The sequence below is a fragment of the Aeromonas sp. 75A genome (assembly GCF_051919425.1).
GTDB classification, from domain to species: Bacteria; Pseudomonadota; Gammaproteobacteria; order Enterobacterales; family Aeromonadaceae; genus Aeromonas; species Aeromonas veronii.
The window spans coordinates 1,801,550-1,825,338 of sequence record NZ_JBQBES010000002.1; the positions used below are offsets into that span (position 1 = coordinate 1,801,550).

Annotated in this window: 20 protein-coding genes; 10 read left to right on the forward strand and 10 right to left on the reverse strand. The window is 60.3% G+C overall.

The genetic code is table 11. The features are described from left to right. Positions 1–8 precede the first annotated feature (8 nt). The 4 genes from fmt to ACTG2T_RS08310 all read left to right on the forward strand — a co-directional run bounded on the left by fmt (position 9) and on the right by ACTG2T_RS08310 (position 5,309). A complete protein-coding gene (gene fmt, locus ACTG2T_RS08295; RefSeq protein WP_110304145.1) occupies positions 9–953 on the forward strand; it encodes a methionyl-tRNA formyltransferase in 945 nt (314 codons plus the stop codon). Positions 954–1,013: 60 nt separating this feature from the next. Next, positions 1,014–2,306: a 16S rRNA (cytosine(967)-C(5))-methyltransferase RsmB gene (rsmB, locus tag ACTG2T_RS08300; RefSeq protein WP_330125131.1), complete on the forward strand. Its 1,293-nt coding sequence runs from the start codon at positions 1,014–1,016 to the stop codon at positions 2,304–2,306. An 87-nt stretch (positions 2,307–2,393) separates the two neighbouring features. Next, a complete protein-coding gene (trkA, locus tag ACTG2T_RS08305; protein ID WP_005339689.1) occupies positions 2,394–3,770 on the forward strand; it encodes a Trk system potassium transporter TrkA in 1,377 nt (458 codons plus the stop codon). Between the two features lie 96 nt (positions 3,771–3,866). Continuing rightward, entirely contained in the window at positions 3,867–5,309 is a 1,443-nt protein-coding gene (locus ACTG2T_RS08310) for a TrkH family potassium uptake protein (protein ID WP_042054858.1), read from the forward strand. Positions 5,310–5,550: 241 nt separating this feature from the next. Here the strand turns inward: ACTG2T_RS08310 and typA are convergent, their stop codons facing one another. Then, positions 5,551–7,362 (reverse strand): translational GTPase TypA, encoded by a 1,812-nt coding sequence (typA, locus tag ACTG2T_RS08315; RefSeq protein ID WP_005339679.1) that lies wholly within the window; start codon positions 7,360–7,362, stop codon positions 5,551–5,553. A gap of 351 nt (positions 7,363–7,713) precedes the next feature. Between typA and glnA the strand changes: the two genes are divergently transcribed. From glnA to add, 5 genes are all read left to right on the forward strand, one after another. After that, on the forward strand, positions 7,714–9,123 hold the full coding sequence (glnA, locus tag ACTG2T_RS08320; protein ID WP_005339672.1) for a glutamate--ammonia ligase: 1,410 nt from the start codon (positions 7,714–7,716) through the stop codon (positions 9,121–9,123). A 115-nt stretch (positions 9,124–9,238) separates the two neighbouring features. Beyond that, positions 9,239–9,817 (forward strand): DUF4124 domain-containing protein, encoded by a 579-nt coding sequence (locus tag ACTG2T_RS08325; protein ID WP_330125130.1) that lies wholly within the window; start codon positions 9,239–9,241, stop codon positions 9,815–9,817. Positions 9,818–9,903: 86 nt separating this feature from the next. Next, a complete protein-coding gene (gene glnL / locus ACTG2T_RS08330; protein ID WP_330125129.1) occupies positions 9,904–10,959 on the forward strand; it encodes a nitrogen regulation protein NR(II) in 1,056 nt (351 codons plus the stop codon). Positions 10,960–10,968: 9 nt separating this feature from the next. Next, positions 10,969–12,387 (forward strand): nitrogen regulation protein NR(I), encoded by a 1,419-nt coding sequence (glnG, locus tag ACTG2T_RS08335; RefSeq protein ID WP_120416210.1) that lies wholly within the window; start codon positions 10,969–10,971, stop codon positions 12,385–12,387. Positions 12,388–12,528: 141 nt separating this feature from the next. Beyond that, entirely contained in the window at positions 12,529–13,530 is a 1,002-nt protein-coding gene (gene add, locus ACTG2T_RS08340; protein WP_330125128.1) for an adenosine deaminase, read from the forward strand. A gap of 91 nt (positions 13,531–13,621) precedes the next feature. Here add and ACTG2T_RS08345 read toward each other — a convergent pair whose 3' ends face one another. The 3 genes from ACTG2T_RS08345 to ACTG2T_RS08355 all read right to left on the reverse strand — a co-directional run bounded on the left by ACTG2T_RS08345 (position 13,622) and on the right by ACTG2T_RS08355 (position 16,414). Then, positions 13,622–14,656 carry a virulence RhuM family protein gene (locus tag ACTG2T_RS08345; RefSeq protein ID WP_201994958.1) on the reverse strand — a complete coding sequence of 345 codons (1,035 nt, stop codon included), beginning with the start codon at positions 14,654–14,656 and terminating at the stop codon, positions 13,622–13,624. Between the two features lie 205 nt (positions 14,657–14,861). After that, entirely contained in the window at positions 14,862–16,202 is a 1,341-nt protein-coding gene (gene rmuC / locus ACTG2T_RS08350) for a DNA recombination protein RmuC (RefSeq protein WP_330125127.1), read from the reverse strand. After that, positions 16,199–16,414, reverse strand: coding sequence for a hypothetical protein (locus ACTG2T_RS08355; RefSeq protein ID WP_021231493.1), 216 nt, complete (start codon positions 16,412–16,414; stop codon positions 16,199–16,201). The genes rmuC and ACTG2T_RS08355 overlap by 4 nt, the downstream gene beginning before the upstream one ends. 140 nt (positions 16,415–16,554) lie before the next feature. On the opposite strand from ACTG2T_RS08355, the gene ACTG2T_RS08360 reads away from it, so the two are divergent. Beyond that, positions 16,555–17,076, forward strand: a complete 522-nt coding sequence (locus ACTG2T_RS08360; protein WP_005339657.1) for a ferredoxin-type protein NapF — start codon at positions 16,555–16,557, stop codon at positions 17,074–17,076. A gap of 72 nt (positions 17,077–17,148) precedes the next feature. Here the strand turns inward: ACTG2T_RS08360 and ACTG2T_RS08365 are convergent, their stop codons facing one another. From ACTG2T_RS08365 to ACTG2T_RS08390, 6 genes are all read right to left on the reverse strand, one after another. Beyond that, on the reverse strand, positions 17,149–17,601 hold the full coding sequence (locus ACTG2T_RS08365) for an Rrf2 family transcriptional regulator (protein WP_005339654.1): 453 nt from the start codon (positions 17,599–17,601) through the stop codon (positions 17,149–17,151). A 345-nt stretch (positions 17,602–17,946) separates the two neighbouring features. Further along, complete coding sequence (locus ACTG2T_RS08370; RefSeq protein WP_330125126.1) at positions 17,947–18,786, reverse strand: PfkB family carbohydrate kinase; 840 nt, start codon at positions 18,784–18,786, stop codon at positions 17,947–17,949. Positions 18,787–18,892: 106 nt separating this feature from the next. After that, the gene (locus ACTG2T_RS08375; protein WP_005356189.1) at positions 18,893–19,864 is read right to left on the reverse strand and encodes a LysR substrate-binding domain-containing protein; all 972 of its coding nucleotides are present in this window, start codon (positions 19,862–19,864) and stop codon (positions 18,893–18,895) included. 183 nt (positions 19,865–20,047) lie between these two features. After that, a complete protein-coding gene (locus ACTG2T_RS08380) occupies positions 20,048–20,776 on the reverse strand; it encodes a glutamine amidotransferase-related protein (RefSeq protein ID WP_005357481.1) in 729 nt (242 codons plus the stop codon). A gap of 83 nt (positions 20,777–20,859) precedes the next feature. Beyond that, a complete protein-coding gene (locus ACTG2T_RS08385; protein WP_123173990.1) occupies positions 20,860–22,356 on the reverse strand; it encodes a CoA-acylating methylmalonate-semialdehyde dehydrogenase in 1,497 nt (498 codons plus the stop codon). 81 nt (positions 22,357–22,437) lie between these two features. Further along, positions 22,438–23,769, reverse strand: a complete 1,332-nt coding sequence (locus ACTG2T_RS08390; protein WP_123173991.1) for an aspartate aminotransferase family protein — start codon at positions 23,767–23,769, stop codon at positions 22,438–22,440. Positions 23,770–23,789: the final 20 nt, after the last annotated feature.

The following is a 23,789-nucleotide window of genomic DNA, read 5'->3' on the forward strand; positions in this document are numbered from 1 at the left end:
CTGCCCCATTGAATAAGCTGAAACTGATTTTTGCCGGTACTCCCGACTTCGCCGCCCGTCACCTGGCGGCGTTGTTGTCTTCCGACCACGAGGTCGTTGCCGTTTATACCCAGCCCGACAAGCCAGCAGGCCGTGGCCAGAAGCTCACCGCCAGCCCGGTCAAAGAGCTGGCACTGGCCCACAACCTGCCGGTTTACCAACCCGCCTCTCTGCGCAAGGAAGAGGCGCAAGCCGAACTGGCCGCCCTTGGCGCCGACCTGATGGTGGTGGTGGCCTATGGTCTGATCCTGCCCAAGGTGGTACTCGATACCCCGCGGCTGGGCTGCATCAACGTCCATGGCTCCCTGCTGCCCCGCTGGCGCGGTGCCGCACCGATCCAGCGCTCTATCTGGGCGGGCGATGCCGAAACCGGCGTCACCATCATGCAGATGGATGTGGGACTGGATACCGGCGCCATGATCCGCAAGGTAAGCTGCCCCATCGCCGCCGACGAGACCTCCGCCAGCCTCTATGACAAGCTGGCCGAGCTGGGCCCTCAGGCACTGGTCGACACCATCAATGCCATGGCTGCCGGTGAAACCGCTGCCGAGGCACAAGATGATGCGCTGGCCAACTACGCCGAAAAGCTCTCCAAGGAAGAGGCCCGCATCGACTGGTCGATGGAGGCTGTTGCCATCGAACGCTGCATCCGCTCGTTCAACCCCTGGCCCATCAGCTGGTTTGAAGTGGCTGACCAGACCGTCAAGGTATGGCAAGCCGCCGTCATTGACAGCGACCACGGCCAACCCGCCGGCACCCTGCTCAAGGCCGACAAGCAGGGGATCGATATCGCTACCGGCAAAGGGGTACTGCGCCTGCTGACTCTGCAACCGCCCGGCAAGAAGGCGATGTCCGTTGCGGATCTGCTCAACTCTCGCCGCGACTGGTTTGAACCCGGCACGCAATTGAATTGAACTGGATTGAATTGAGACAAGCGGGGCCCAGGCCCCGACTTGCGCATCTAAGGTAACTCTATGAAAACACGTGCACAGGCCGCTCTCGTTATTCAACAGGTGCTGGATCAGGGTCAATCCCTCTCCGCTGTTCTGCCTGCTGCCCAGGAGAAGGTTGCGCCCCGTGATCGCGCTCTCCTGCAAGAACTCTGCTACGGCACCCTGCGCTGGCTGCCCCGCCTCGATGCGGCAGTCAACGAGATGATGGACAAACCGCTCAAGAACAAGAGCCGCATTTTCCACTACCTCATCCTGGTCGGTCTCTATCAGCTCATCTACACCCGCATTCCGGCTCACGCCGCGGTGGCCGAGACAGTCAACGCCGTCAAACTGCTCAAAGGCACCTCCCTGCGTGGCCTCATCAACGGCGTGCTGCGCAACTTCCAGCGCAGCGCCGAAGTCATTCTGCTGCGTATCGACCGCGTTCCCAGCATTCGCCTCGGTCATCCGGAGTGGCTAACCAAGCGCCTGCGTCAGGCCTATCACGATGAGTGGGAATTCATCATGGAGGCGAACAACCAGCGCCCCCCCATGTGGATCCGCAACAACAGCCAGCGCCAGAGCCGCGATGCCATGCTGGCTCGCATGGCTGAAGTCGGCATCAATGCCGTGGCCGGTGAAGAGGGCGAGGATTGCATCCTGCTGGAGCGTCCTTGCGATGTGACCAAGCTGCCCGGCTTCGAGGTCGGTGACTGCTCGGTACAGGATGGTGCAGCACAGCAGGCCGCGGCACTGCTCGACCCGCAACCGGGCGAGTGGGTGCTGGATGCCTGCGCGGCACCCGGTGGCAAGACTGCCCACCTGCTGGAGCGTCAGACCAAGCTGGCTGGCGTGGTTGCCGTCGATGCCGATGAAAACCGCCTCAAGCGGGTGCAGGAGAACCTGGACCGTATCGGCCTGACCGCCAAAGTGATCCACGGCGATGCCGCGGCACCGGAACAGTGGTGGCAGGAGGGCCAGTTCGACCGCATCCTGCTGGATGCCCCCTGCTCCGCCACCGGCGTCATCCGCCGCCACCCAGACATCAAGTGGCTGCGCCGTGATCAGGACATTCGCGAGCTGGCCGAGCTGCAGCGCCGCATTCTCAATGCCCTCTGGGGCAAGCTGAAAAGCGGCGGCACCCTGCTCTACGCTACCTGCTCCGTCCTGCCGGAAGAGAACCGCGACCAGATCCGCGCCTTCCTTGCCGCGACCAAAGATGCCAAATTGGTACCGTTGCACGAACAGGACACTCCGGACTGCCCAGGTCGCCAGTTCCTGCCGGGTGAAGCCGAGATGGATGGCTTCTACTACGCCAAGCTGGTCAAGCTGTGAGCCGGGCATGACAAACCTCATTCGGGAGAGCTGCCAGATCCATTCTGGCGCTCCCCTTTACAGCATCAACGTGAGTAGACGTTCCCTATGAAAATCATCATTTTGGGAGCCGGCCAGGTCGGCGGCACTCTGGCCGAGAACCTGGCCGGAGAGAACAACGACATCACCATCGTCGATACCGATAGCGAGCGCCTGCGCGAACTGCAAGACAAGTTTGACCTGCGGGTGGTCAACGGTCACGGCGCTCACCCCAAGGTGCTGCGCGAAGCGGGCGCTCAGGATGCCGACATGCTGGTCGCCGTCACCAACAGTGACGAGACCAACATGATCGCCTGTCAGGTGGCCTACTCCCTGTTCAACACTCCGAACAAGGTGGCGCGGATCCGCTCGCCAGCCTATCTGACCGAACGGGATCGCCTGTTCCTGCCCGAATCGGTGCCGGTGGATCACCTGATCGCGCCGGAGCAGCTGGTGACCGACTATGTGCGTCGCCTGATCGAATACCCGGGCGCCCTGCAAGTGGTTGATTTTGCAGGTGGCCGCGTTGGTCTGGTGGCGGTCAAGGCCTACTACGGTGGCCCGCTGGTGGGCAACGCCCTCTCCACCCTGCGTGAGCACATGCCCAACATCGAAACTCGCGTAGCGGCCATCTTCCGTCAGGGCCGCCCGATCCGTCCGCAAGGCACCACCATCATCGAAGCGGATGACGAGGTCTTCTTCGTCGCCGCCGCGGGCCATATCCGGGCCGTGATGTCGGAGCTGCAGCGCCTCGAGAGCCCCTACCGCCGCATCATGATTGTCGGTGGTGGCAATATTGGCGCCGGTCTCGCCCGCCAGCTGGAGAAGCGCTACAGCGTGAAGCTTATCGAGCGCAACCAGAAGCGGGCGGAGCAGCTCTCCGAACTGCTGGAGAACACCATCGTCTTCTGCGGCGATGCGGCGGATCAGGAGCTGCTGGCCGAGGAGCATATCGATCAAATCGACGTCTTCATCGCCGTGACCAACGAGGATGAGGCCAACATAATGTCGGCGCTGCTCGCCAAGAAGATGGGTGCCAAGAAGACCATGGTGCTGATCCAGCGCGGCGCCTACGTGGATCTGGTGCAGGGTGGCTCCATCGATATCGCCATCTCGCCCCAACAGGCCACCATCTCGGCCCTGCTGACCCATGTGCGCCGAGCCGATATCGCCAACGTCTACAGCCTGCGCCGCGGCGCTGCCGAGGCGATCGAGGCGATTGCCCACGGTGACGAGAACACCTCCAAGGTGGTCGGCAAGACGGTGGGCGAGCTCAAGCTGCCGCCGGGCACCACTATCGGCGCCGTAGTGCGCGGGGATGAGGTGCTGATCGCCCACGATCGCACCAAGATCCAGCAGGATGACCACGTGGTCATGTTCTTGGTGGACAAGAAGTACATCCCGGAAGTGGAGCGGCTGTTCCAGCCAAGCCCCTTCTTCCTGTAACGTCTTCATGCGCATAGGCTGTCAAACCAGACCCGGCTCAGCTCCCCCAAGGGGATGGTCCGGGTCTTTTGTTAATCAACGACCAGGTTATCGAACATGATCAAGCTGCGTCCCATTATCTTCACCCTCGGGCTGGTGCTCTCCAAGCTGGCGCTCTTCATGTGGCTGCCCACCTTGCTGGCACTGCTCACCGGGTCAGAGGGATTTGTCGAGTTTCTCAAGTCCGTGCTGATCACCCACGGCGCCGCCCTGCTCTGCCTCCACTATGGTCGCAAGGCGGAGTTTCATCTGGGGGTACGGGAGATGTTCCTGCTCACCACCTCGGTCTGGGTGGTGGCCTGCGCCTTCGGCGCCCTGCCTTTTGTTTTCATCACCCACATCAACTTCACCGACGCCTACTTCGAGACCATGTCGGGGGTGACCACCACGGGCTCCACCGTGCTCTCCGGCCTCGACAACATGGCCCACAGCATCCTGTTGTGGCGTTCCATCCTGCAGTGGCTGGGCGGGGTCGGCTTTATCGTGATGGCGGTAGCTGTGCTGCCCTACCTCAACGTCGGCGGCATGAAGCTGTTCCAGACCGAGAGCTCGGACTGGTCGGACAAAAGCGCCCCGCGTGCCAAGACGGTCGCCAATAACATCGTCGTGGTCTATCTGGTGCTCTCCATGCTCTGCTTCATGGCCTACTGGGCCAGCGGCATGAACATGTTCGAGGCGATCAACCACGCCATGACAACTCTCAGTACCGGCGGCTACTCCACCTCCGATCAATCCATGTCCCACTTCTCCAACTCGGCGCACTGGATTGGCACCCTGTTCATGTTCCTCGGTGGCCTGCCCTTCCTGCTCTATGTGCAAAGCCTCAACCACAGGGACTACAGCCTGTTCAAGGATGCCCAGGTGCGCGGCTTCTTCTGGCTGGTGGTGTGGGTCACCGTCATCATGACCTTCTATCTGTGGGAGAGAGATCTGTTCGGCTTCTGGGATGCCCTGCGCATCAGCTGCTTCAACATCGTCTCGGTACTCACCACCACCGGCTACGGCCTTGGTGACTTCGGCACCTGGGGGCCGCTCGCCAGCATCGTCTTCATCGTGCTGCTGGCTCTTGGGGCCTGCTCAGGCTCCACTGCGGGCGGCCTCAAGATCTTCCGGGTACAGGTGGCATTCGCCCTGTTCAGAAAGCAGATGCGCCAACTGATGCACCCCTCTGCCGTGTTTCCGCAGAAGTACAACGGCCGGACGGTTAATGACGCCATCATCCGCTCGATGATCTCATTCGTACTGGCCTACTTCGCCATCATTCTGGTGATAGCCGCACTGTTGGGCGCCATCGGGCTTGACCCCCTGACGGCTATCTCCAGCTCCATCACCGCTGTCGCCAACGTCGGCCCGGGCATGGGCCCGGTGGTCGGCCCCAGCACCAACTTTGCCAGCCTGCCGGAATCGGCCAAATGGCTTTTGTCATTCGGCATGCTGCTGGGACGACTGGAGATCCTGACGGTCGCCGTGCTCTTCTTCCCCTCCTTCTGGCGCCAGTAACCCCTTACTGCAAGCCAGCAAAAAGCCGCAGCGGCCACCCGCTGCGGCTTTTTTATCTCACCCACCCCCACGACCTTCGCTCAACGCTCATCAGCCCCATTACCGGATGGCCTGAACGAGCTCATCAGGATGGCCAGAGCGGATCACAGGCATAAAAAAACGGACCCAAACCAGAGGTTTGGGTCCGTTTATCAGTGAACCGTCAGCGGCCACGAAGGCTGCCGAGGCTCAGCACATGGCATTAACCACGGCCAGAGCGCTTGCGATCCAGCTCGGTCAGCAATTTCTTGCGGATACGGATGTTCTTCGGAGTCACTTCTACCAGTTCGTCGTTATCGATGAACTCGAGAGCCTGTTCCAGAGTCATGCGGATCGGCGGAGTCAGCACTTGAGCTTCGTCGGTACCGGAGGCACGCATGTTGGTCAGCTGCTTGCCTTTCAGGCAGTTAACAGTCAGGTCGTTGGAACGGGAGTGGATACCGATCACCTGGCCTTCGTACACCTCGGTAGCGTGACCGATGAACAGACGACCGCGGTCTTGCAGACCGAACAGGGCGTAGGTCAGAGCCTTACCGGTAGCGTTGGAGATCAGCACGCCGTTCTGACGCTCACCAATGCTGCCACCCTTATGCGGACCGTAGTGGTCGAAGGTGTGGTACAGCAGACCGGTACCGGAGGTCATGGTCATGAACTCGGTCTGGAAGCCGATCAGGCCACGGCTCGGGATCATGAAGTCCAGACGGACACGACCCTTGCCATCCGGGGTCATGTTGGTCATTTCGCCTTTACGCAGACCTAGTTGCTCCATCACGGAACCCTGGTGCGCTTCTTCAACGTCCACAGTTACGGTTTCGAACGGTTCTTGCAGGACGCCATCAACGGTACGCAGGATTACTTCCGGACGGGACACAGCCAGTTCGTAACCTTCGCGACGCATGTTTTCGATCAGGATGGAGAGGTGCAGCTCACCACGACCGGATACACGGAACTTGTCCGGATCATCAGTCTCTTCCACACGCAGGGCCACGTTGTGGACCAGCTCCTGGTTCAGACGCTCCAGAATGTTGCGGGAGGTCACGAACTTGCCCTCTTTACCGGCGAACGGTGAGGTGTTGACCTGGAAGGTCATGTTCACGGTCGGCTCGTCAACGGAGAGCGGCGGCAGGGCTTCAACGGCACCGTTGTCACAGATGGTGTCGGAGATTTTCAGCTCGCCCAGACCGGTGATAGCGATGATGTCACCCGCTTGCGCGTCGGTAACTTCAGTACGGGACAGACCCAGATAACCCAGCACCTGACCGACTTTACCGTTACGGGTCTTGCCGTCAGCACCAACGATGGTGACTTGCTGGTTGGTCTTGACGCGACCACGGGTGATACGGCCGATACCGATAACGCCCACGTAGGAGTTGTAGTCCAGCTGGGAGATCTGCATCTGGAAACCACCTTCGGCATCAGCCTTCGGCGCTTCAACGTTGTCAACGATGGCCTGGAACAGCGGCTCCATGTTCTCGGACTCGACGTCCTGATCCATGGTGGCCCAACCGTTCAGTGCAGAGGCGTAAACAACTTTGAAATCCAGCTGTTCGTCAGTCGCGCCCAGGTTGTCGAACAGGTCGAATACCTGATCCATTACCCAGTCAGGACGAGCACCCGGACGGTCAACCTTGTTGATGACCACGATCGGCTTCAGACCCTGAGCGAACGCTTTCTGGGTCACGAAACGGGTTTGCGGCATCGGGCCGTCTACGGCGTCAACCAGCAGCAGCACGGAGTCAACCATGGACAGTACGCGCTCTACTTCACCACCGAAGTCGGCGTGACCCGGGGTATCAACGATGTTGATGCGGTAGTCATTCCAGCGGATCGCAGTGTTCTTGGCGAGAATGGTGATGCCACGTTCCCGTTCCAGATCATTGGAGTCCATGATCCGTTCCTGGCCTTCCGTGGAGCGGTCCAGGGTGCCGGACTGCTGCAGCAGCTTATCAACCAGAGTCGTTTTGCCGTGGTCAACGTGCGCAATAATCGCAATATTGCGTAAATTCTCTAACATTCTCGCCTCAATCACCGGGTAAAATTGGGCGCTAATTGTACTCTTGCCTTTGTGATCTGCCTAGCAGAATTGCAGTACATTCACGCATAACAACAGATCTGGATCATAGACCTCTCTGACAAACCCTGCTTAGATGGGCGGTGACCGTATTTCGCGCACCATTACAGTGCACCAAAACGATCCACCATCGCACTAAATTGATGCAACGCGAGTCGAGATCGCCTGATTTTGGGGAGCCTCTTCAGCGAGATTGCCCTGAAATCAAGCTGTCACAAACTTGGCACGATACTGGCTTATGTGAATACGACGACGCATTCACCCAGAGAGTTTTAACACCGGAGGTTACTTAGCATGTCAGCCCAGAACGTTTTGGCCCTGATCCAGGAACACGAAGTCAAGTTTGTTGATCTGCGCTTTACCGACACCAAGGGTAAAGAGCAGCATGTATCCATCCCTGCTCATCAGGTTGATGAAGATTTCTTCGAAGACGGCAAGATGTTCGATGGTTCCTCCATCGGCGGCTGGAAGGGCATCAACGAATCCGACATGGTACTGATGCCGGACGCAGCCTCCGCCAAGCTGGATCCGTTCACCGAAGAGACCACCCTGAACATCGTTTGTGACGTGCTGGAGCCTGCCACCATGCAGGGCTACGACCGCGATCCGCGCTCCATCGCCAAACGTGCAGAAGATTTCCTGAAGTCCAGCGGCATCGCTGACACCGTGCTGTTCGGGCCGGAGCCGGAATTCTTCATGTTCGACAACATTACCTTCTCCAACACCATGGGCCACAGCTTCGTGAAAATCGAATCTGAAGAAGCCGCATGGAACTCCGGCACTGCCTATGAGCATGGCAACAAGGGTCACCGTCCGTTCGTGAAAGGCGGTTACTTCCCGGTTGCACCGGTCGACTCCTCCCAGGATATCCGCGCCGCCATGTGTCTGGTGCTGGAAGAGATGGGCCAGGTCGTTGAAGCTCACCACCACGAAGTGGCCACTGCCGGTCAGAACGAAATCGCTACCCGCTTCAACACTCTTACGCTGAAAGCTGACGAAGTACAGGTACTGAAGTACGTGATCCACAACGTGGCCCACGCCTACAACAAGACCGTTACCTTCATGCCGAAACCCATGTTCGGTGACAACGGCTCCGGCATGCACTGCCACCAGTCTCTGGCCAAGAACGGCGTCAACCTGTTCGCTGGCGACCTGTATGGCGGTCTGTCCGAGATGGCTCTGCACTACATCGGCGGTATCATCAAGCACGCCAAGGCCATCAACGCCTTCGCCAACCCGACCACCAACTCCTACAAGCGTCTGGTTCCGGGTTATGAAGCACCGGTCATGCTGGCCTACTCTGCCCGCAACCGCTCTGCCTCCATTCGTATCCCGGTGGTACCGAGCCCGAAAGCCCGTCGTATCGAAGTGCGCTTCCCGGATCCGGCTGCCAACCCGTACCTGGCCTTCGCTGCCCAGCTGATGGCCGGTCTGGACGGTATCATCAACAAGATCCATCCGGGCGATGCCATGGACAAGAACTTGTACGACCTGCCGCCGGAAGAGGCTGCAGAAGTACCGACCGTTGCCGGTTCTCTGGACGAAGCCCTGGCTGCTCTGGATGCTGACCGCGAGTTCCTGACCCGTGGCGGCGTGTTCAGCGATGACTTCATCAACTCCTACCTGGAACTGAAACAGCAGGATGTTGACCGTGTGCGCATGACCCCGCACCCGCTGGAGTTCGAGCTGTACTACTCCGTCTAAGGCTCAGCAGACTGGCCGTTTAAATCTGGTCAGCTTGCTTAATCGTGACAAAACCCGCCATCTGGCGGGTTTTTTCTCTGATAGGATTAAGCAAAATACCGTCAAGGAGAGATGGATGAACAACAAGCATGGCATAGGGGTGTTCAGCCTCCTGTTGCTGACCTCGTTCGGTGCGGACGCGGCCAAGGTCTACTCCTGGGTCGATGGCAATGGCATCACCCACTACTCGGATGCGCCACCACCCGGCAAAAACGCCAAAGAGGTCGATCTGCGGGTCGCCCCGCTGCTGGGCAGCAGCGCGCCCAGATCGGTGCAGGTGGATAACTTCAACAGCCTGACCGGCGCCGATGCCAAGAAAGAAAAAGAGGCGGCCAAGCTGACCATCGAACTGCTCTCCCCGGAACAGGGCAGCACCCTGCGCGACAACACAGGCAACATCGTCTTTCAGGGCACCATCAGCCCCAAACCTCCGACCCAGTATGATGTGCGCCTGACCCTGGATGGCAAAGCCGCCCCCATCGTCAGCAACAGCCTCTCTGTCCGGGTCGAAAACGTCGATCGCGGCGCCCACGAGGCTCAGCTCGAGCTGCTCGCCAAAGACGGTACGATCCTTGCTAAATCCAGTGCAGTCACCTTTTACCTGCATAGAGCGAGCGTGACGCCAGCTCCCAAACCCACCCCCAAAGCCGACTAGGGGTGATATAGCGCACCGATGCGGGTAAACTCTATGCACCATATCGGTGCATAACAGGTGTGTAGCACCGTTTTAGGGAGAAACCTGTGCCAACCCGCTCGGACAACGCCAAAACACTCTTGGATAATTTGCTAACCGCCGTGATCCTGATGGATGAGCGGCTCTGCATCCAATTCGTCAACCCAGCGGCTGAACAGCTGCTCTCCCTCAGTGAACGCAGGCTGATCGGCATCGAACTGCCCCATCTGCTGGAACATATCTCCCTCGACCTGCAACGACTGAAACATTGCCTCGTTTCAGGGCAGGGCTTTACCGATAGCGAAGTGACTCTGGTGGTAGAGGGAGAACCGCGACTGGTGGAGCTGAGCGCTACCCCGATGGCCGACCACGAACAGCGTCTGCTGGTGGTGGAGCTGCGCAAGATCGACCAGCAGAAGAAGATCAGTCAGGAGCAGCAGCAACATGCCCAACAGCTGGCGGCCAAGGAGCTGGTGCGCGGGCTGGCCCACGAAATCAAGAATCCCCTCGGCGGCCTGCGCGGCGCGGCGCAGCTGCTGCAAAAAGAGCTGCCGGATCCAGCCCTGCGCGAATATACCGGCATCATCATCGAACAGGCCGACCGGCTGCGGGTACTGGTCGATCGGCTGCTCGGCCCCCAGCGCCCCGGCCGTCACCAGATGCACAATGTCCATTCGGTGCTGGAGCAGGTACGCCGACTGGTGGAGCTCGAACTCCCTCCCTCTGTTCGCATCGAGCGGGATTACGACCCCAGCATCCCCGAATTCGAGATGGAGCCGGATCAGCTGCTGCAGGCGTTTCTCAACATAGTGCGCAATGCCGCCGAAGCACTGGGCGATCAGACCGGGCTTATCCGCATCAAGACCCGCACCGCGTTCCAGATCACCATCCACGGCCAGCGTTACCGGCTGGCAGCGGAGATCAAGATCATCGACAACGGCCCCGGCATTCCCGATGCCATTCGCGACACCCTGTTCTACCCGATGATCACCGGCAAAGAGGGGGGAACCGGGCTCGGCCTCTCCATCGCCCAGAACCTGATCGACCAGCACAAGGGGCGAATTGACTGCATCAGCTGGCCGGGTCACACCGAATTCACCATTTTTCTACCGCTTCGCAAGTAAGGGAACCCCATGACCGCCAAAGTGTGGATCGTCGATGACGACAGTTCTATCCGCTGGGTGCTGGAGCGCACTCTCGGCAGCGAAGGCTTCAACTGCGAGAGCTTTGCCGATGGCGAAGCCCTGCTGCACGCCCTTGAGCTGCGCTCGCCCGATGTGATCCTCTCCGATATCCGGATGCCCGGTATAGACGGCCTGAGCCTGTTGGAGCAGATCCACCGCCGTCAGGCCGATCTGCCCATCATCATCATGACCGCCCACTCGGATCTCGACAGCGCGGTCAACGCCTACCAGCGCGGCGCCTTCGAGTACCTGCCCAAGCCGTTCGACATCGACGAAGCGGTGACCCTGGTGCGCCGCGCCGAGAATCACCTCAAGGAGCAGCGCACCAAGCGCAAGTCTCGCCAGCAAGAGGCGACAGCCACCCCGGAGATCATCGGTGAGGCGCCAGCGATGCAGGAGGTGTTCCGTGCCATAGGCCGCCTGTCTCGTTCCAGCATCTCGGTGCTGATCAACGGCCAGAGCGGTACCGGCAAGGAGCTGGTCGCCCATGCGCTGCACAAGCACAGCCCGCGCGCCCACAAGAACTTCATCGCCCTCAACATGGCAGCCATCCCCAAAGATCTCATCGAATCGGAACTGTTCGGTCACGAGAAGGGGGCCTTCACCGGCGCCAACAACATCCGCCATGGCCGCTTCGAGCAGGCCGACGGCGGTACCCTGTTTCTCGACGAGATCGGCGACATGCCGCTGGATGTGCAGACCCGGCTGCTGCGGGTGCTGGCCGATGGCCAGTTCTACCGGGTCGGCGGCCACCAGCCGGTGCAGGTGGATGTACGGATCATCGCAGCCACCCATCAGAATCTGGAGAAGCGGGTCGCCGATGGCGAGTTTCGCGAGGATCTGTTCCACCGCCTCAACGTCATTCGCATCCACATCCCCGCCCTCAAGGAGCGCCGTGAGGATATCCCCCAGCTGGCCCGTCACTTCCTGCTGCGCGCCGCCAAAGAGCTGAACGTTGAGGCCAAGAGCCTGCACCCCGATACCCAGGCCTATATCAGTCGCCTGCCCTGGCCGGGCAACGTACGCCAGCTGGAGAACGTCTGCCGCTGGCTCACCGTGATGGCCTCGGGGCAAGAAGTGCTGGTCGGCGACCTGCCTGCCGAGCTGCTCACCCCCATCACCAACAGTGCCGAACCGGGCCAACCGGCGTTGCCCGGTTGCTGGCAGCAACAGTTGCAGGAGTGGGTGGCCAGCAAGTTGGCGCTCGGCGAGATAGATATCCTGGCCGATGCCATGCCCCAGTTCGAGCGGATCATGCTGGAAACCGCGCTGGAACACACTCACGGCCACAAGCAGGAGGCCGCCCGCCTGCTTGGCTGGGGTCGCAACACCCTGACCCGCAAGCTGAAGGAACTCGATCTCTCCTGAGTCCCGGGGAAAAACGATTCCCATCACGCCCTGACAAATCACCGCCCGCCAGAACCCCGTTTAACCATAAACGGGGTATCTTTTTTGAAAGCCCCGCCTAGAATGGCAGGCTTTCACACCTGACTCGACGAGGGCGCCCCCATGATTGACAGATCTCTCCCCCTGACCGACCTGCACCGCCATCTGGACGGCAACATCCGCCCGCAAACCATCCTCGAGCTGGGTCGCCAACACAATATCCCGCTGCCCGCATTCGAGCTGGAAGCGCTGCGTCCCCACGTACAGATCGTCGAGAACGAGCCGAGTCTGGTTGCCTTCCTGAAGAAACTGGACTGGGGTGTGGCCGTGCTGGCAGACTACGACGCCTGCCGCCGGGTCGCCTACGAAAACGTGGAAGATCTGCTGCGCGCCGGTATCGACTATGCAGAGCTGCGCTTCAGCCCGGCCTATATGGCAATGGCCCACAAGCTGCACCCGCAGCGCGTGGTGGAAGCCATCATCGACGGCGTGGCCGCGGGCAGCCGCGACTTCGGCATCAAGACCAACCTGATCGGCATCATGAGCCGCACCTTCGGCACCGAGCAGTGCAATCAGGAGCTGGCCGCCTGTCTGGCCCACCGCGACAAGCTGGTCGCCATCGATCTGGCCGGTGACGAACTGGGCTTCCCGGGCGAACTCTTTGTCGACCACTTCCGCAAGGTGCGCGATGCAGGCATGCGCGTCACCGTACACGCCGGTGAAGCCGCCGGCCCCGAGAGCATGTGGCAGGCCATTCGCGAGCTGGGCGCCGAGCGTATCGGCCACGGCGTCAAAGCGATTCAGGATCCGGCCCTGATGGCCTATCTGGCCGAACACCGCATCGGCATCGAATCCTGCCTCACCTCCAACATCCAGACCACCACGGTGGCGAGCCTGACCGAACACCCGATCCGCCAGTTCCTGGCCGCCGGCGTGCTGGCCTGCCTCAACACCGATGACCCGGCGGTGGAAGGGATCGACCTGCCGCACGAATATGAGGTGGCCGCTCCGGCTGCTGGTATGACCGCCAGCGAGATCCGCACCGCCCAGCAGAACGGCCTGACCCTGGCCTTCCTGAGCGATAGCGAGAAAGCCGAGCTGAGCGCCCGCGCAGCCAGCCGCTGATTAACACCAGCAGTACAAATAACAACGGTCCACTTCGGTGGGCCGTTGTTATTCTACGTAGGCAAACACATGGAGCAGATCCTTCGGATCGCTATTTCTCTTTTTTGAACATAGCCCTTAGGGCGGCAATATTGGACAAAGCCCCTTCAGCTTCTTTCAAGCGTCGGCGTTGTTCTGCGAAGCGATCAAATTCCAGTTTTGCCTTCTCATCTGCTGTTTTTTTGGAGATTTTGCCCGCTCCGCTCAACACATCCCGATCGTTAAAACTCAAGAACTGATCGAGTTTCTCAGCCCAGTCCTTTAGGAATACTTGTTTGCGGCGCAGTGCTTGGTCTTCGGCAAAATCGAGCCACATGTTAACAATGCGATTGAGCTCTTTGACTTCATCTTCACGCAGATAGTTTTTGGCGATAGTGACATCCGTCTTGCGCACTTCGTCACCTTTATAGCTGGTCAGGCCCATATCAGGCTTACTGGCATCAACACGACTGGCGATAAGTTCTGCCGCTGTCATATGCGTGCAGGCATAATGCAGTTTATTCTGGATTGTTTGAAAAAATCGGTTTGTCTCCTGGTTTGATGGCTCGTAATCAGCGGCCATGGTGAAGATCTCTTTTACCCGCAGATATACACGGCGCTCGCTGGCTCGGATATCGCGAATACGTTCCAGCATTTCATCAAAATAATCTGGCACCGCAGAGTTTCCTACGGGCGGGTTTTTCAGGCGTTCATCATCCATAACGAAGCCCTTAATCAGATACTCTTTTAATGTCTGGGTTGCCCATTGGCGAAATTGTGTGCCACGTAGTGAACGGACTCTATATCCCACAGCCAGAATTGCATCAAGATTATAGTGGTCGATTTCACGAGATACTTGGCGGGTTCCTTCTAATCGAACTATCCGGAATTTCCGGATGGTTGCGTTTTGTACAAGTTCACCTTCATGGTAGATATTGATCAGGTGCTCATTGATGGTACGAACATCCTTGTCATAAAGTTCTGCCATCGCGGCTTGAGAAAGCCACAAGGTATCTGATTCAAAGCGGCACTCGACACGGGTGTGACCATCCGCACTGGTAAAGAGAACCAACTCGCCTTGAGGAGCCTGAGGGATGTTATCTGCCATTCAATCAACCTCTCTGCGTTATGGGGCATCGTTATTACACCGCTTCATTATGTCAAAAATCAGCTCGATGTAACTTGCCATCGCCTATGGTGACGTTCAGCAAAATTGGGGGGATGTCACCTTCGTTCAGTAGCGTATTAACCACATCCTGTTTCACTGCTTACGGAACCACGTTGGTAGTTGAGCAGCAGCGTCATCTGGCTAACTACTCCCGCTCCTTATCACGCTCCAGCGCCCGCTCCACCAGCGGCTCGGGCAGGCTCTTGGTTACCTCCACCCCCAGCTCGCGGAAACGCTCGACCTGCGCAATCAGGTTGCCACGGCCGTTGACCAGCCGTCCCATCGCCTTGTCGTAGCTCTCCTGCGCCTTGTGCAGGCTGCCGCCCATCTGCTGCATCTCCTCGACAAACAGCCGCAGCTTTTCGTAGAGGCGACCGGCCCGCTCGGCGATCTGGCGAGCATTCTGGTTCTGCCGCTCGTAGCGCCACAGGTTTTCGATAGTGCGCAGCGCCACCATCAGGTTGGTGGGGCTCACCAGCAGGATATTGTTGTCGAGGCCGTAACGCACCAGCGAGGGATCGGCCTCCATCGCGGTAAGGAAGGCGGGCTCTACCGCCACGAACATCAGCACATAGTCGAGGGTGCGCACTCCGGGCAACTGCTGGTAATCCTTGCGGCCCAGCTCGCGGATATGGTTACGCACCGAGGCGACGTGCTCTTTCAGCGCCACCGCCTTCTCCAGCTCGTCATCGGCGTTGAACCAGCGTTCGTAGGCGGTCAGCGACACCTTGGCGTCGATGATGATGTCCTTCTCCTGCGGCAGGTGGACGATGACATCGGGCTGGTAGCGCTTGCCCTTCTCCACCTCGATATTGACCTGGGTGTGGTACTCGTGACCCTCGCGCAAGCCGCATTCGCTGAGGATCCGCGCCAGCACCACCTCGCCCCAGTTACCCTGCTGCTTGCTGTCACCCTTGAGGGCGCGGGTCAGCGCCGCCGCCTCTTCGGTCATGCGGGCATTGAGCTCGGCGAGGCGCTCCAGCTCGAACTTGAGACTGTGGCGCTGGGCCGTCTCCTGGGCGTGGGTCTCCCCCACCTGACGGCGAAAGCCCTCGAGCTGCTCTTTGAGCGGGGTGAGCAACAGATCGAGGCTATTCTGGTTCAATTCGCGGAAGTTGCCGGAGTTTTGCTCGAAGATCCGGTTGGCGAGATTCTCGAACTGCTGGCTGAGGCGCTGCTCCGCCTCCTGTTGCAGTTGCAGCTTCTCGGCGGCGGCCAGCCGTTCGCTGCGCAGGGTCGCTTCCGCATCCTTGAGGCGGGCGGTGAGCTTGATCAGCAGGGTCTGCTGCTGATCCAGCTTCTGCTGGCCCTGCATCCGCTCATCCTGCAACTCGTCGAAGCGATCCTGCAGCGCCTGATAACGCTCCTGCGCCAGCATCAGCTCCTGAGCCTGCGCCGTGGCGGTACGCCGCCCGATCAGCCAGCCAAGCCCGAGGGCCAGCACTGCGGCGGGCAACAAGATCCCCCAGAGCCCGGGGTCGATCATTTACGGCTCCGCTGACGCAGGAAGAGTTCGAGATAGCGGTTAACCAGGATCCAGATCACCACGTAGATGAGGTAAGCGGCCAGCACCACCCACTTGTGGGTGTTGACGCCGGTATCGAGCTCGGCGAACTCGATATCCTTGATGCGGCAGTAGGCCCACATCAGCAGGGGAAAGACATAGAGCAGGGACGCACGCCAGAGAAATAGCCACATATGTTTTCATTCAACCACGTAAAAAGACCCGCCTAGCTTACACAAGGGCAACTGCGCTTGCGATCCTGACGGCCGCTATTCTCTGGCCTGCTTCCCGAAACTTCGATAAAATTAACCCCTAATAGGTATCAGGGGCGAGCATGACTCACTATTTCCTCCGTTGGCTGACACAAGGTTGGCAAGCTTCGCGCAAGCCCGCCGTGGTTTGCCATGAAGCGCGCCCGCCGTGGGCCATCGAGGAGTCCCAGTACCTCTCCCTCTGCACCCGCTGTGGCGAGTGTTTCAAAGCCTGCCCGCGCGGTCTGCTCAAACCGGCCACCCAGGAAGAGTACGAGGGGAGCCCGATTGCCGGCACCCCGGTGCTCGATCTCGCCTGTGGCCAGTGCAGCTACTGCGGCAGCTGCGCCAGAGCCTGTCCCACCGGCGCCCTCGACCTTCAACTGGGCCGTCAGGTGCAGACCCGGGTGCAGATTGAAGAGAGCTGCCAGGCACGGCAGGGCTTCTACTGCCTGCTCTGTGAAGATGCCTGCCCGCAACAGGCGATCAAGGCCACAGCCGACGGCATCAACGTCAATATGGATGCCTGCAATGGCTGCGGTGCCTGTGGCCTCGCCTGCCTGCACGGCGCCATCACCCTGATCCGCCAGCCAGGCAGTCGCTAAAAACCACCTGAGTACAAAAGCAAAAGGGGCCATCAGGCCCCTTTCACATCTTGCTCGATATTCCACGCCCCGTCAGGCCATGGTCACAATAGTCTCTTGCTCGATACCCAGCAGGTGGCAGAGACGGTTGGGATCGCGCACCGCATCAGCCAGGGTGTACTCGCCCAGCACTTCGAGGAAGGCGTTCATGGCGCGGCGCAGAATGCCCTGAATGCGGCAGCCACCGGAGAGACGGCAGTTTTCGCGCTTGCAGTCGACCGGACAGAGCACATGCTCCATGTCCATCACCACATCCCGTAAATTGATGGAGACTGCAGAGCGACCGAGGCGGATGCCACCGTGCTTGCCGCGTACCGTTTCGATGTACCCCTTGATGCCAAGCTGGTGCACAATTTTGACCACGTGGTTGCGAGAGATGCCGAAGGTATCGGCCACTTCAGTAATGGTCGACAGACGATCCCCCGGCTGAACCGCCAGGAAGGTCAGGGTACGCAGGGCGTAGTCGGTAAATCGTGTCAGTTGCATGGTCGCACTTGCCTCTTACTACAAGCCAGGAATCAGGACGACAACATTGAGCTAAGAGGCAGGAGACAACCGGTTTGCCTCTGTTTGCCCATTGGTTCGCCAGAGGGGGGCCTGTCTCTTAATCTGAGTTGCGGAGTGACAGGTTAAGAGCAGCACAACCGGGTGTCGATGAAGATGCACATAAATCGACACTTTCTTTGATTGATCGCAAACTTGCCGGGTTAGCCCGGCGTTTACCCGCTTTATGGCGGGTAAATCTCCCGAATAGTTCCCCTTACCAAGCCCCTTCGACCAGCAGCCAGATGGCCCGCGAGCCGCCCCTGAATCGACCGCCAGCAAGGTGGTTCAGTGGGGCTGTTTCAGCCAGTTTTTCAGCGCGACCGAGGGAATGGAGCTCTCGGAGGCGACAGCAAATGCGCCCCAGTCCACCGCGCACTGTAGTGCATCCTTGATCGCCATGCCCCTCGCCAGACCGTGGATCAATCCGCCGGCGAAAGCATCCCCCGCCCCCGTGGTATCAACCACAGATACTGGCCGGGCGGCAACCCGGATCTGCTCATCGCCGTGGATGGCCACCGCCCCCGCCTTTCCTTCGGTCAGCACCAGCCATTCGAGCTGCTCCCCCGCCAGCTGTCGGGCGTGTTGCCAAGGGTCGCTCACCTCGCCGAGATCGGAGCGGGAGGCCACCAGTACATGACAGGGGCGGCGCGCTTGGCCGCCCTTGGGATACTGGGCCACCACGAAGCTCTTGCCGAGCATCTGGCGCATGTAGCTGATGATGGCGGTGCCGGGATAGTTCACATAGAGGCAATCCACCCCATCCAGCGGCAGATCGCCGGGCAGGTCGGGACGCCGCGGGCGGCGCAGTATGGTGCGCTCGCCGGTGGAGTCCACCAGGATCAGCAGCTCGCCGGTCTCGCCGCCAAAGCGCTCCACATGGCTGCAATCCAGCCCGTAACCGGCCGCCTGCTCCAGCAGCCAGTCGCCGGTCTCGTCCAGCCCGATACGGGAGGCGATGGTAACCTCGTGACCCGCCCATACCAGCCCGATGCCGGTATTGGCGGCACCACCTCCCAGCCTGCGCCCCTGATCCACATATTGCAGCCGGGCCCCCGCCACCAGAGGTTCGGAGAGGGAGAGCACATGATCACAGTTGAGATTGGCAAGCAGCAGAATGCAGGACATAGAGACCTCGGACAATGGAGATAGCCCAAAAGAGACAGGCTGGACCCCGAGTAGAGCCCAGCCTGACAGAAGAGACAACCGGCAGCGATCGGGAATCCGATCGGGATCAATAGATGGGCAGCTCCACCCCGGCCAGCAGCTCGTCGATGCGCGCCTGACTCGGCTGCTGCATCACGCTCTGGATCACCTCTTTGGTGAGGTGGGGTGAGAAGGAGCTGATAAAGTCATACATGTAGTTTTGCAGCAAGATGCTCTTGCTGAAACAGATCTGCGCCGGACAGGGTTTGAATAGGTGCTCCAGATTGATGGAGACCAGCCCGGGGCTGTCGGTGTCGTTGGCCACCAGCGAGGAGATGATGCCGATGCCAAAGCCCAGCTCCACGTAGCGCTTGATCACCCCGGCGTCCATCACCGTCATGTAGTAGCTCGGGGTGAGACCGGCGGCATGGAACACCTCGTCCTGCACCTGACGGCCAGTGGCGCCACTCTCGTAGCTGAGGATGGGGTAGTGGCAGAGCTGCTCCAGCGTCGGCTTCTTCACCTTGGCCAGCGGGTGATCCTGCGGCACCACCAGCGAGAGGGTCCAGAGGTAGGCGGGCAGCGCTATCAGCTCCTTGTCGAAGCCAATCTCGTGGGCAACGATGGAGAAATCGGAGTAACCCTTGCTGATCTGCTCCTTGCTCGCCGACATCACCGGATGGAGGTGGAACGAGATCTTGGGGTACTTCTTGGTGAAGTAGGTAACCGATTTGGGCAGCAGATAGCGGGCAATGGTGTGAGTAGTGTGGATGTTGAGAGTGCCCACGGTCGGATCCAGATACTCGCGGGAGATCGCCTTGATCTTGCTCTCGATATTGAGCATTGCCTCGGCACACTTGATGATCTCTTCCCCCACCGGCGTGATGCGGTGCAAGTGCTTGCCACGGCGCTCGAAGATCCGCACCCCCAGCTCGCTCTCCAGCAGGCCAATCTGTTTGCTGACCCCCGGCTGACTGGTGAAGAGCGCATCGGAAGCCACGGACACATTGAGGTTGTGGTCCCGGATCGCGATCAAATACTTCAATTGCTGTAGTTTCAAGGCGTCACACTCTCACACTGGTTTGGCTCAGACAGGTTTGGCTCAGGCCGGGACGGCAATCAAGCCAGACAAACAGGCCGCCACATGGGCGGCCAGTGTACCATCCGATCCCGACATCTCAGCGCTTGATCCTTCATTTTGCTACAAAATCTAGCATCCGAAGGGGTGGCTGACAAACCGGGCTCAGGCCGCGCCAGCCCGCAGCGGCAGGATCCCCAGAAACTGCAGCAGCCACTGCATCATGGTCGCCGAATCCACCTCCCCCTCCAGCGAGGAGAGGCTGCTCTGGTAGCGCTCGTCGGGCAACAGGCCGCGGCGCCGCTCGATCAACGCCCGGTTGTACTCCACCGAGAACTCCGGATGCCCCTGAATGGCGACGATGTGATCACCCTGCAAAAACATGAAGTTGGGACAAAAATCGTTGCCCGCCAGTCGGGTCGCCCCCGGCGGCAGCAGGGCCACCTGATCCTGATGGCTGGCCAGAATGCGGATCTGATCCCGCGCCGGCGCCATCCAGGGCTCATCTGCCAACATGGGGTGCACCGACACACCCAGCCCCCACCCCTTGGTGGACTTCACCACTTCCCCACCGAGCGCCTGGGCGATCACCTGATGACCGAAGCAGACACCGGCCAGCTTGACGTCGGCATCGTGCGCCTGACGGATCCACGCCCGCAGTGCCTGAATCCAGGGGATATCGCTGTAAGCATCGTGGCGCGAGCCTGTGATGAGCCAAGCATCACACTCGTGCAGATCCTCCGGCAACTCCCCATCGAGAGCCGACCAGACCCGAAATTCCAGTTCGGGGGCCAGGGCCGCAAAGCCCCTGATAAACATCTCGGAGTAAACGGGGCCAAAACGATCAGCCAGATCGGGATCGAGCCGGTCACAATCGAGAATTCCCAATCGCATCTGTTGTTCCTTTACAGAGTTCGCCCCCGCCAATCATCGACCGGCGGGGGCAAGAGGTTAGGCCATGAACACGCGCCAGCGCGTCACTTCATGGTCGGCATGGAGAACTCGGCACCACTGCGCAGGCTCTGGGGCCAGCGCGCCGTCACCGTCTTCATCCGGGTATAGAAGCGAACCCCGTCCGGCCCGTGCATGTTGAGCGGCCCGAAGATGGAGCGCTTCCAGCCGCCAAAGCTGTGAAACGCCATCGGCACCGGAATGGGAACGTTCACCCCTACCATACCGACCTGCACTCGCGCCGTGAAGTCCCGCGCGGTGTCGCCATCACAGGTAAAGATGGCGGTACCATTGCCGTACTCGTGTTCGTTGATAAGGCGCAGCGCCGTCTCGTAGTCAGGCACCCGCACGATGGAGAGCACAGGGCCAAAGATCTCCTCGCGGTAGATGCGCATCTCGGGGGTCACCTCGTCAAACAGGCAGCCCCCGATAAAGTAACCCTCATCGTGGCTCAGCGTGCGGCCATCGACCCGCAGCACAGCCCCCTCGGTCACCCCCTGATCCACGTAGCCGCGGACCTTGGCCAGATGCTCCTTGCTGATGAGCGGCCCCATCTCGTTCTCCGGGCTCTGGCCCAGCCCCGGGCCCACCCGCAGTTTTTCCACCAGCGGCGTCAGCTTGGCTACCAGCGCATCGGCGGTCTCGTCACCCACCACCACGGCTACCGAGATCGCCATGCAGCGCTCGCCCGCTGCCCCATAAGCAGCCCCCATCAGGGCGGAGACCGCCTGATCGAGATCCGCATCCGGCATCACCACCATGTGGTTCTTGGCACCGCCCAGCGCCTGCACTCGCTTGCCATGGGCCGAGGCGGTGGCATAGATGTACTGGGCAATGGGGGTCGAGCCGACAAACGACACGGCACCGACCCGCGGATCGGTCAGCAACACATCCACCACCTCCTTGTCACCGTTCACCACGTTGAGCACGCCATCCGGCAGACCGGCCTCCTTGAGCAGCTCGGCCATCCGCAACGAGAGGGAGGGATCCTTCTCGGAGGGCTTGAGAATGAAGGTGTTGCCGCAGGCGATGGCGACCGGGAACATCCAGAGCGGCACCATGGCCGGGAAGTTGAACGGCGTGATACCAGCGCAGACCCCCACCGGCTGCATCATGGAGTAGCTGTCCACACCGCGGCCGACGTTGAGAGAGTGCTCCCCCTTGAGCAGATGGGGAATGCCGCAGGCAAACTCCACCACCTCCAGCCCGCGGGTCAGCTCACCCTGCGCATCGGAGAAGACTTTGCCATGCTCGCGGCTGATGAGCTGGGCCAGCTCGTCTCTGTGCTGCTCCATCAACTCCTTGAAGCGGAAAAAGACCCGGGCCCGCACCAGCGGCGGGGTTTGCGACCAGTCGGCAAAGGCGCGCTCGGCGATGGCGATCGCCTCCTGACACTCGGCGGCGCTCGACAGCCCCACGCTCCCCTGTTGCTTGCCGCAGGCTGGGTTGAAGATGGCCCCCTGGCGCTCGCTGCGACTCTCCTGCGGCTGGCCATTGATAAAGTTGCTGACCCTGTATGTCATGTATCCTCCGTGATAACTGATGCAGTAAATGCGCTGAGCAAATCAACGCAAGGCCCCGCCAGTGCGGGGCCATCAAATGGGTTAAGGTTGTACCTGCAGGGCATCCTGCAGCAGGGTGAAGAGATCGTCGATCTGGCTGCGCTCGATGATGAGGGGAGGCGACAGGGCGATGATGTCGCCGGTCACCCGGATCAGAGCCCCCTTCTCGAAGCAGCGAACAAACACCTCGTAGGCGCGCTTGCCCGGCGCATCGGGCATGGATTCGAGCTCGATGCCCGCCACCAGGCCGTAGTTGCGCACGTCCTTCACGTGCTTGCAGCCCTTCAGCGAATGGGCCGCCTCCTCCCAGTAGCCTGCCAGATCGGCGGCGCGGCTGAGCAGGTTCTCGTTGCGATAGATCTCGAGGGTCGCGAGCCCCGCAGCCGCAGCCACCGGATGACCAGAATAGGTGTAGCCGTGGAACAGCTCGATGGCCCCCTTGCCTGCCGCCATCATGTCGTCATAAATGTGCTTCTGCACCAGCACCGCCCCCATCGGGATGGCGCCGTTGGTGAGCCCCTTGGCGCAGGTGATCATGTCGGGGATGACATCGAACTCCTGGGCGGCGAAGGGGGAACCGAGGCGGCCGAAACCGGTGATCACCTCGTCAAAAATCAGCAGGATGCCATGCTTGGTACAGATCTCGCGCAGCCGCTTGAGGTAGCCTTTGGGGGGCATCAACACACCGGTACTGCCAGCGATGGGCTCGACGATCACCGCCGCGATATTGCTGGCATCGTGCAGGAAGACGATCTTCTCCAGCTCGTCGGCCAGCGCCACCTCCTCCTCAGGCAGCCCTTTGGTGAAGGCGTTTTTGGCGATGTTGAGGGTATGGGGCAGATGATCCACCCCGGTCAGCAGGGAGCCGAACCACTTGCGGTTGCCGGGAATCCCCCCCACAGAGATGCCGCCAAAGCCGACCCCGTGATAGCCACGCTCGCGGCCAATCAGCCGGGTGCGGGTGCCCTGACCGCGAGCCCGCTGCCAGGCCAGCGCAATCTTGAGCGCGGTATCGACCGACTCGGAACCTGAGTTGGTATAGAAGACGTGGCCAAACCCCTTGGGGGCGATCTCCACCAGCTTGTTGGCCAGCTCAAACGGCAGGGGGTGGCCCATCTGGAAAGTGGGGGCGAAATCGAGGTGGGAAATCTGCTGGGAGACCGCCTCGGCAATCTCGCGCCGACCATGGCCCGCGTTGCAACACCAGAGTCCGGCTGTGCCATCCAGTATCTTGCGGCCATCCTCTGAGTGATAATACATCCCCTCTGCCGACTTCAGGATACGCGGCGCCGCCTTGAACTGCTGGTTGGCGGTGAACGGCATCCAAAAGGCGGACATGTCGGAGGGCGTATTGATGTCGCTGATCGGTTTCATGGTCACCTCATCCTTAAGGT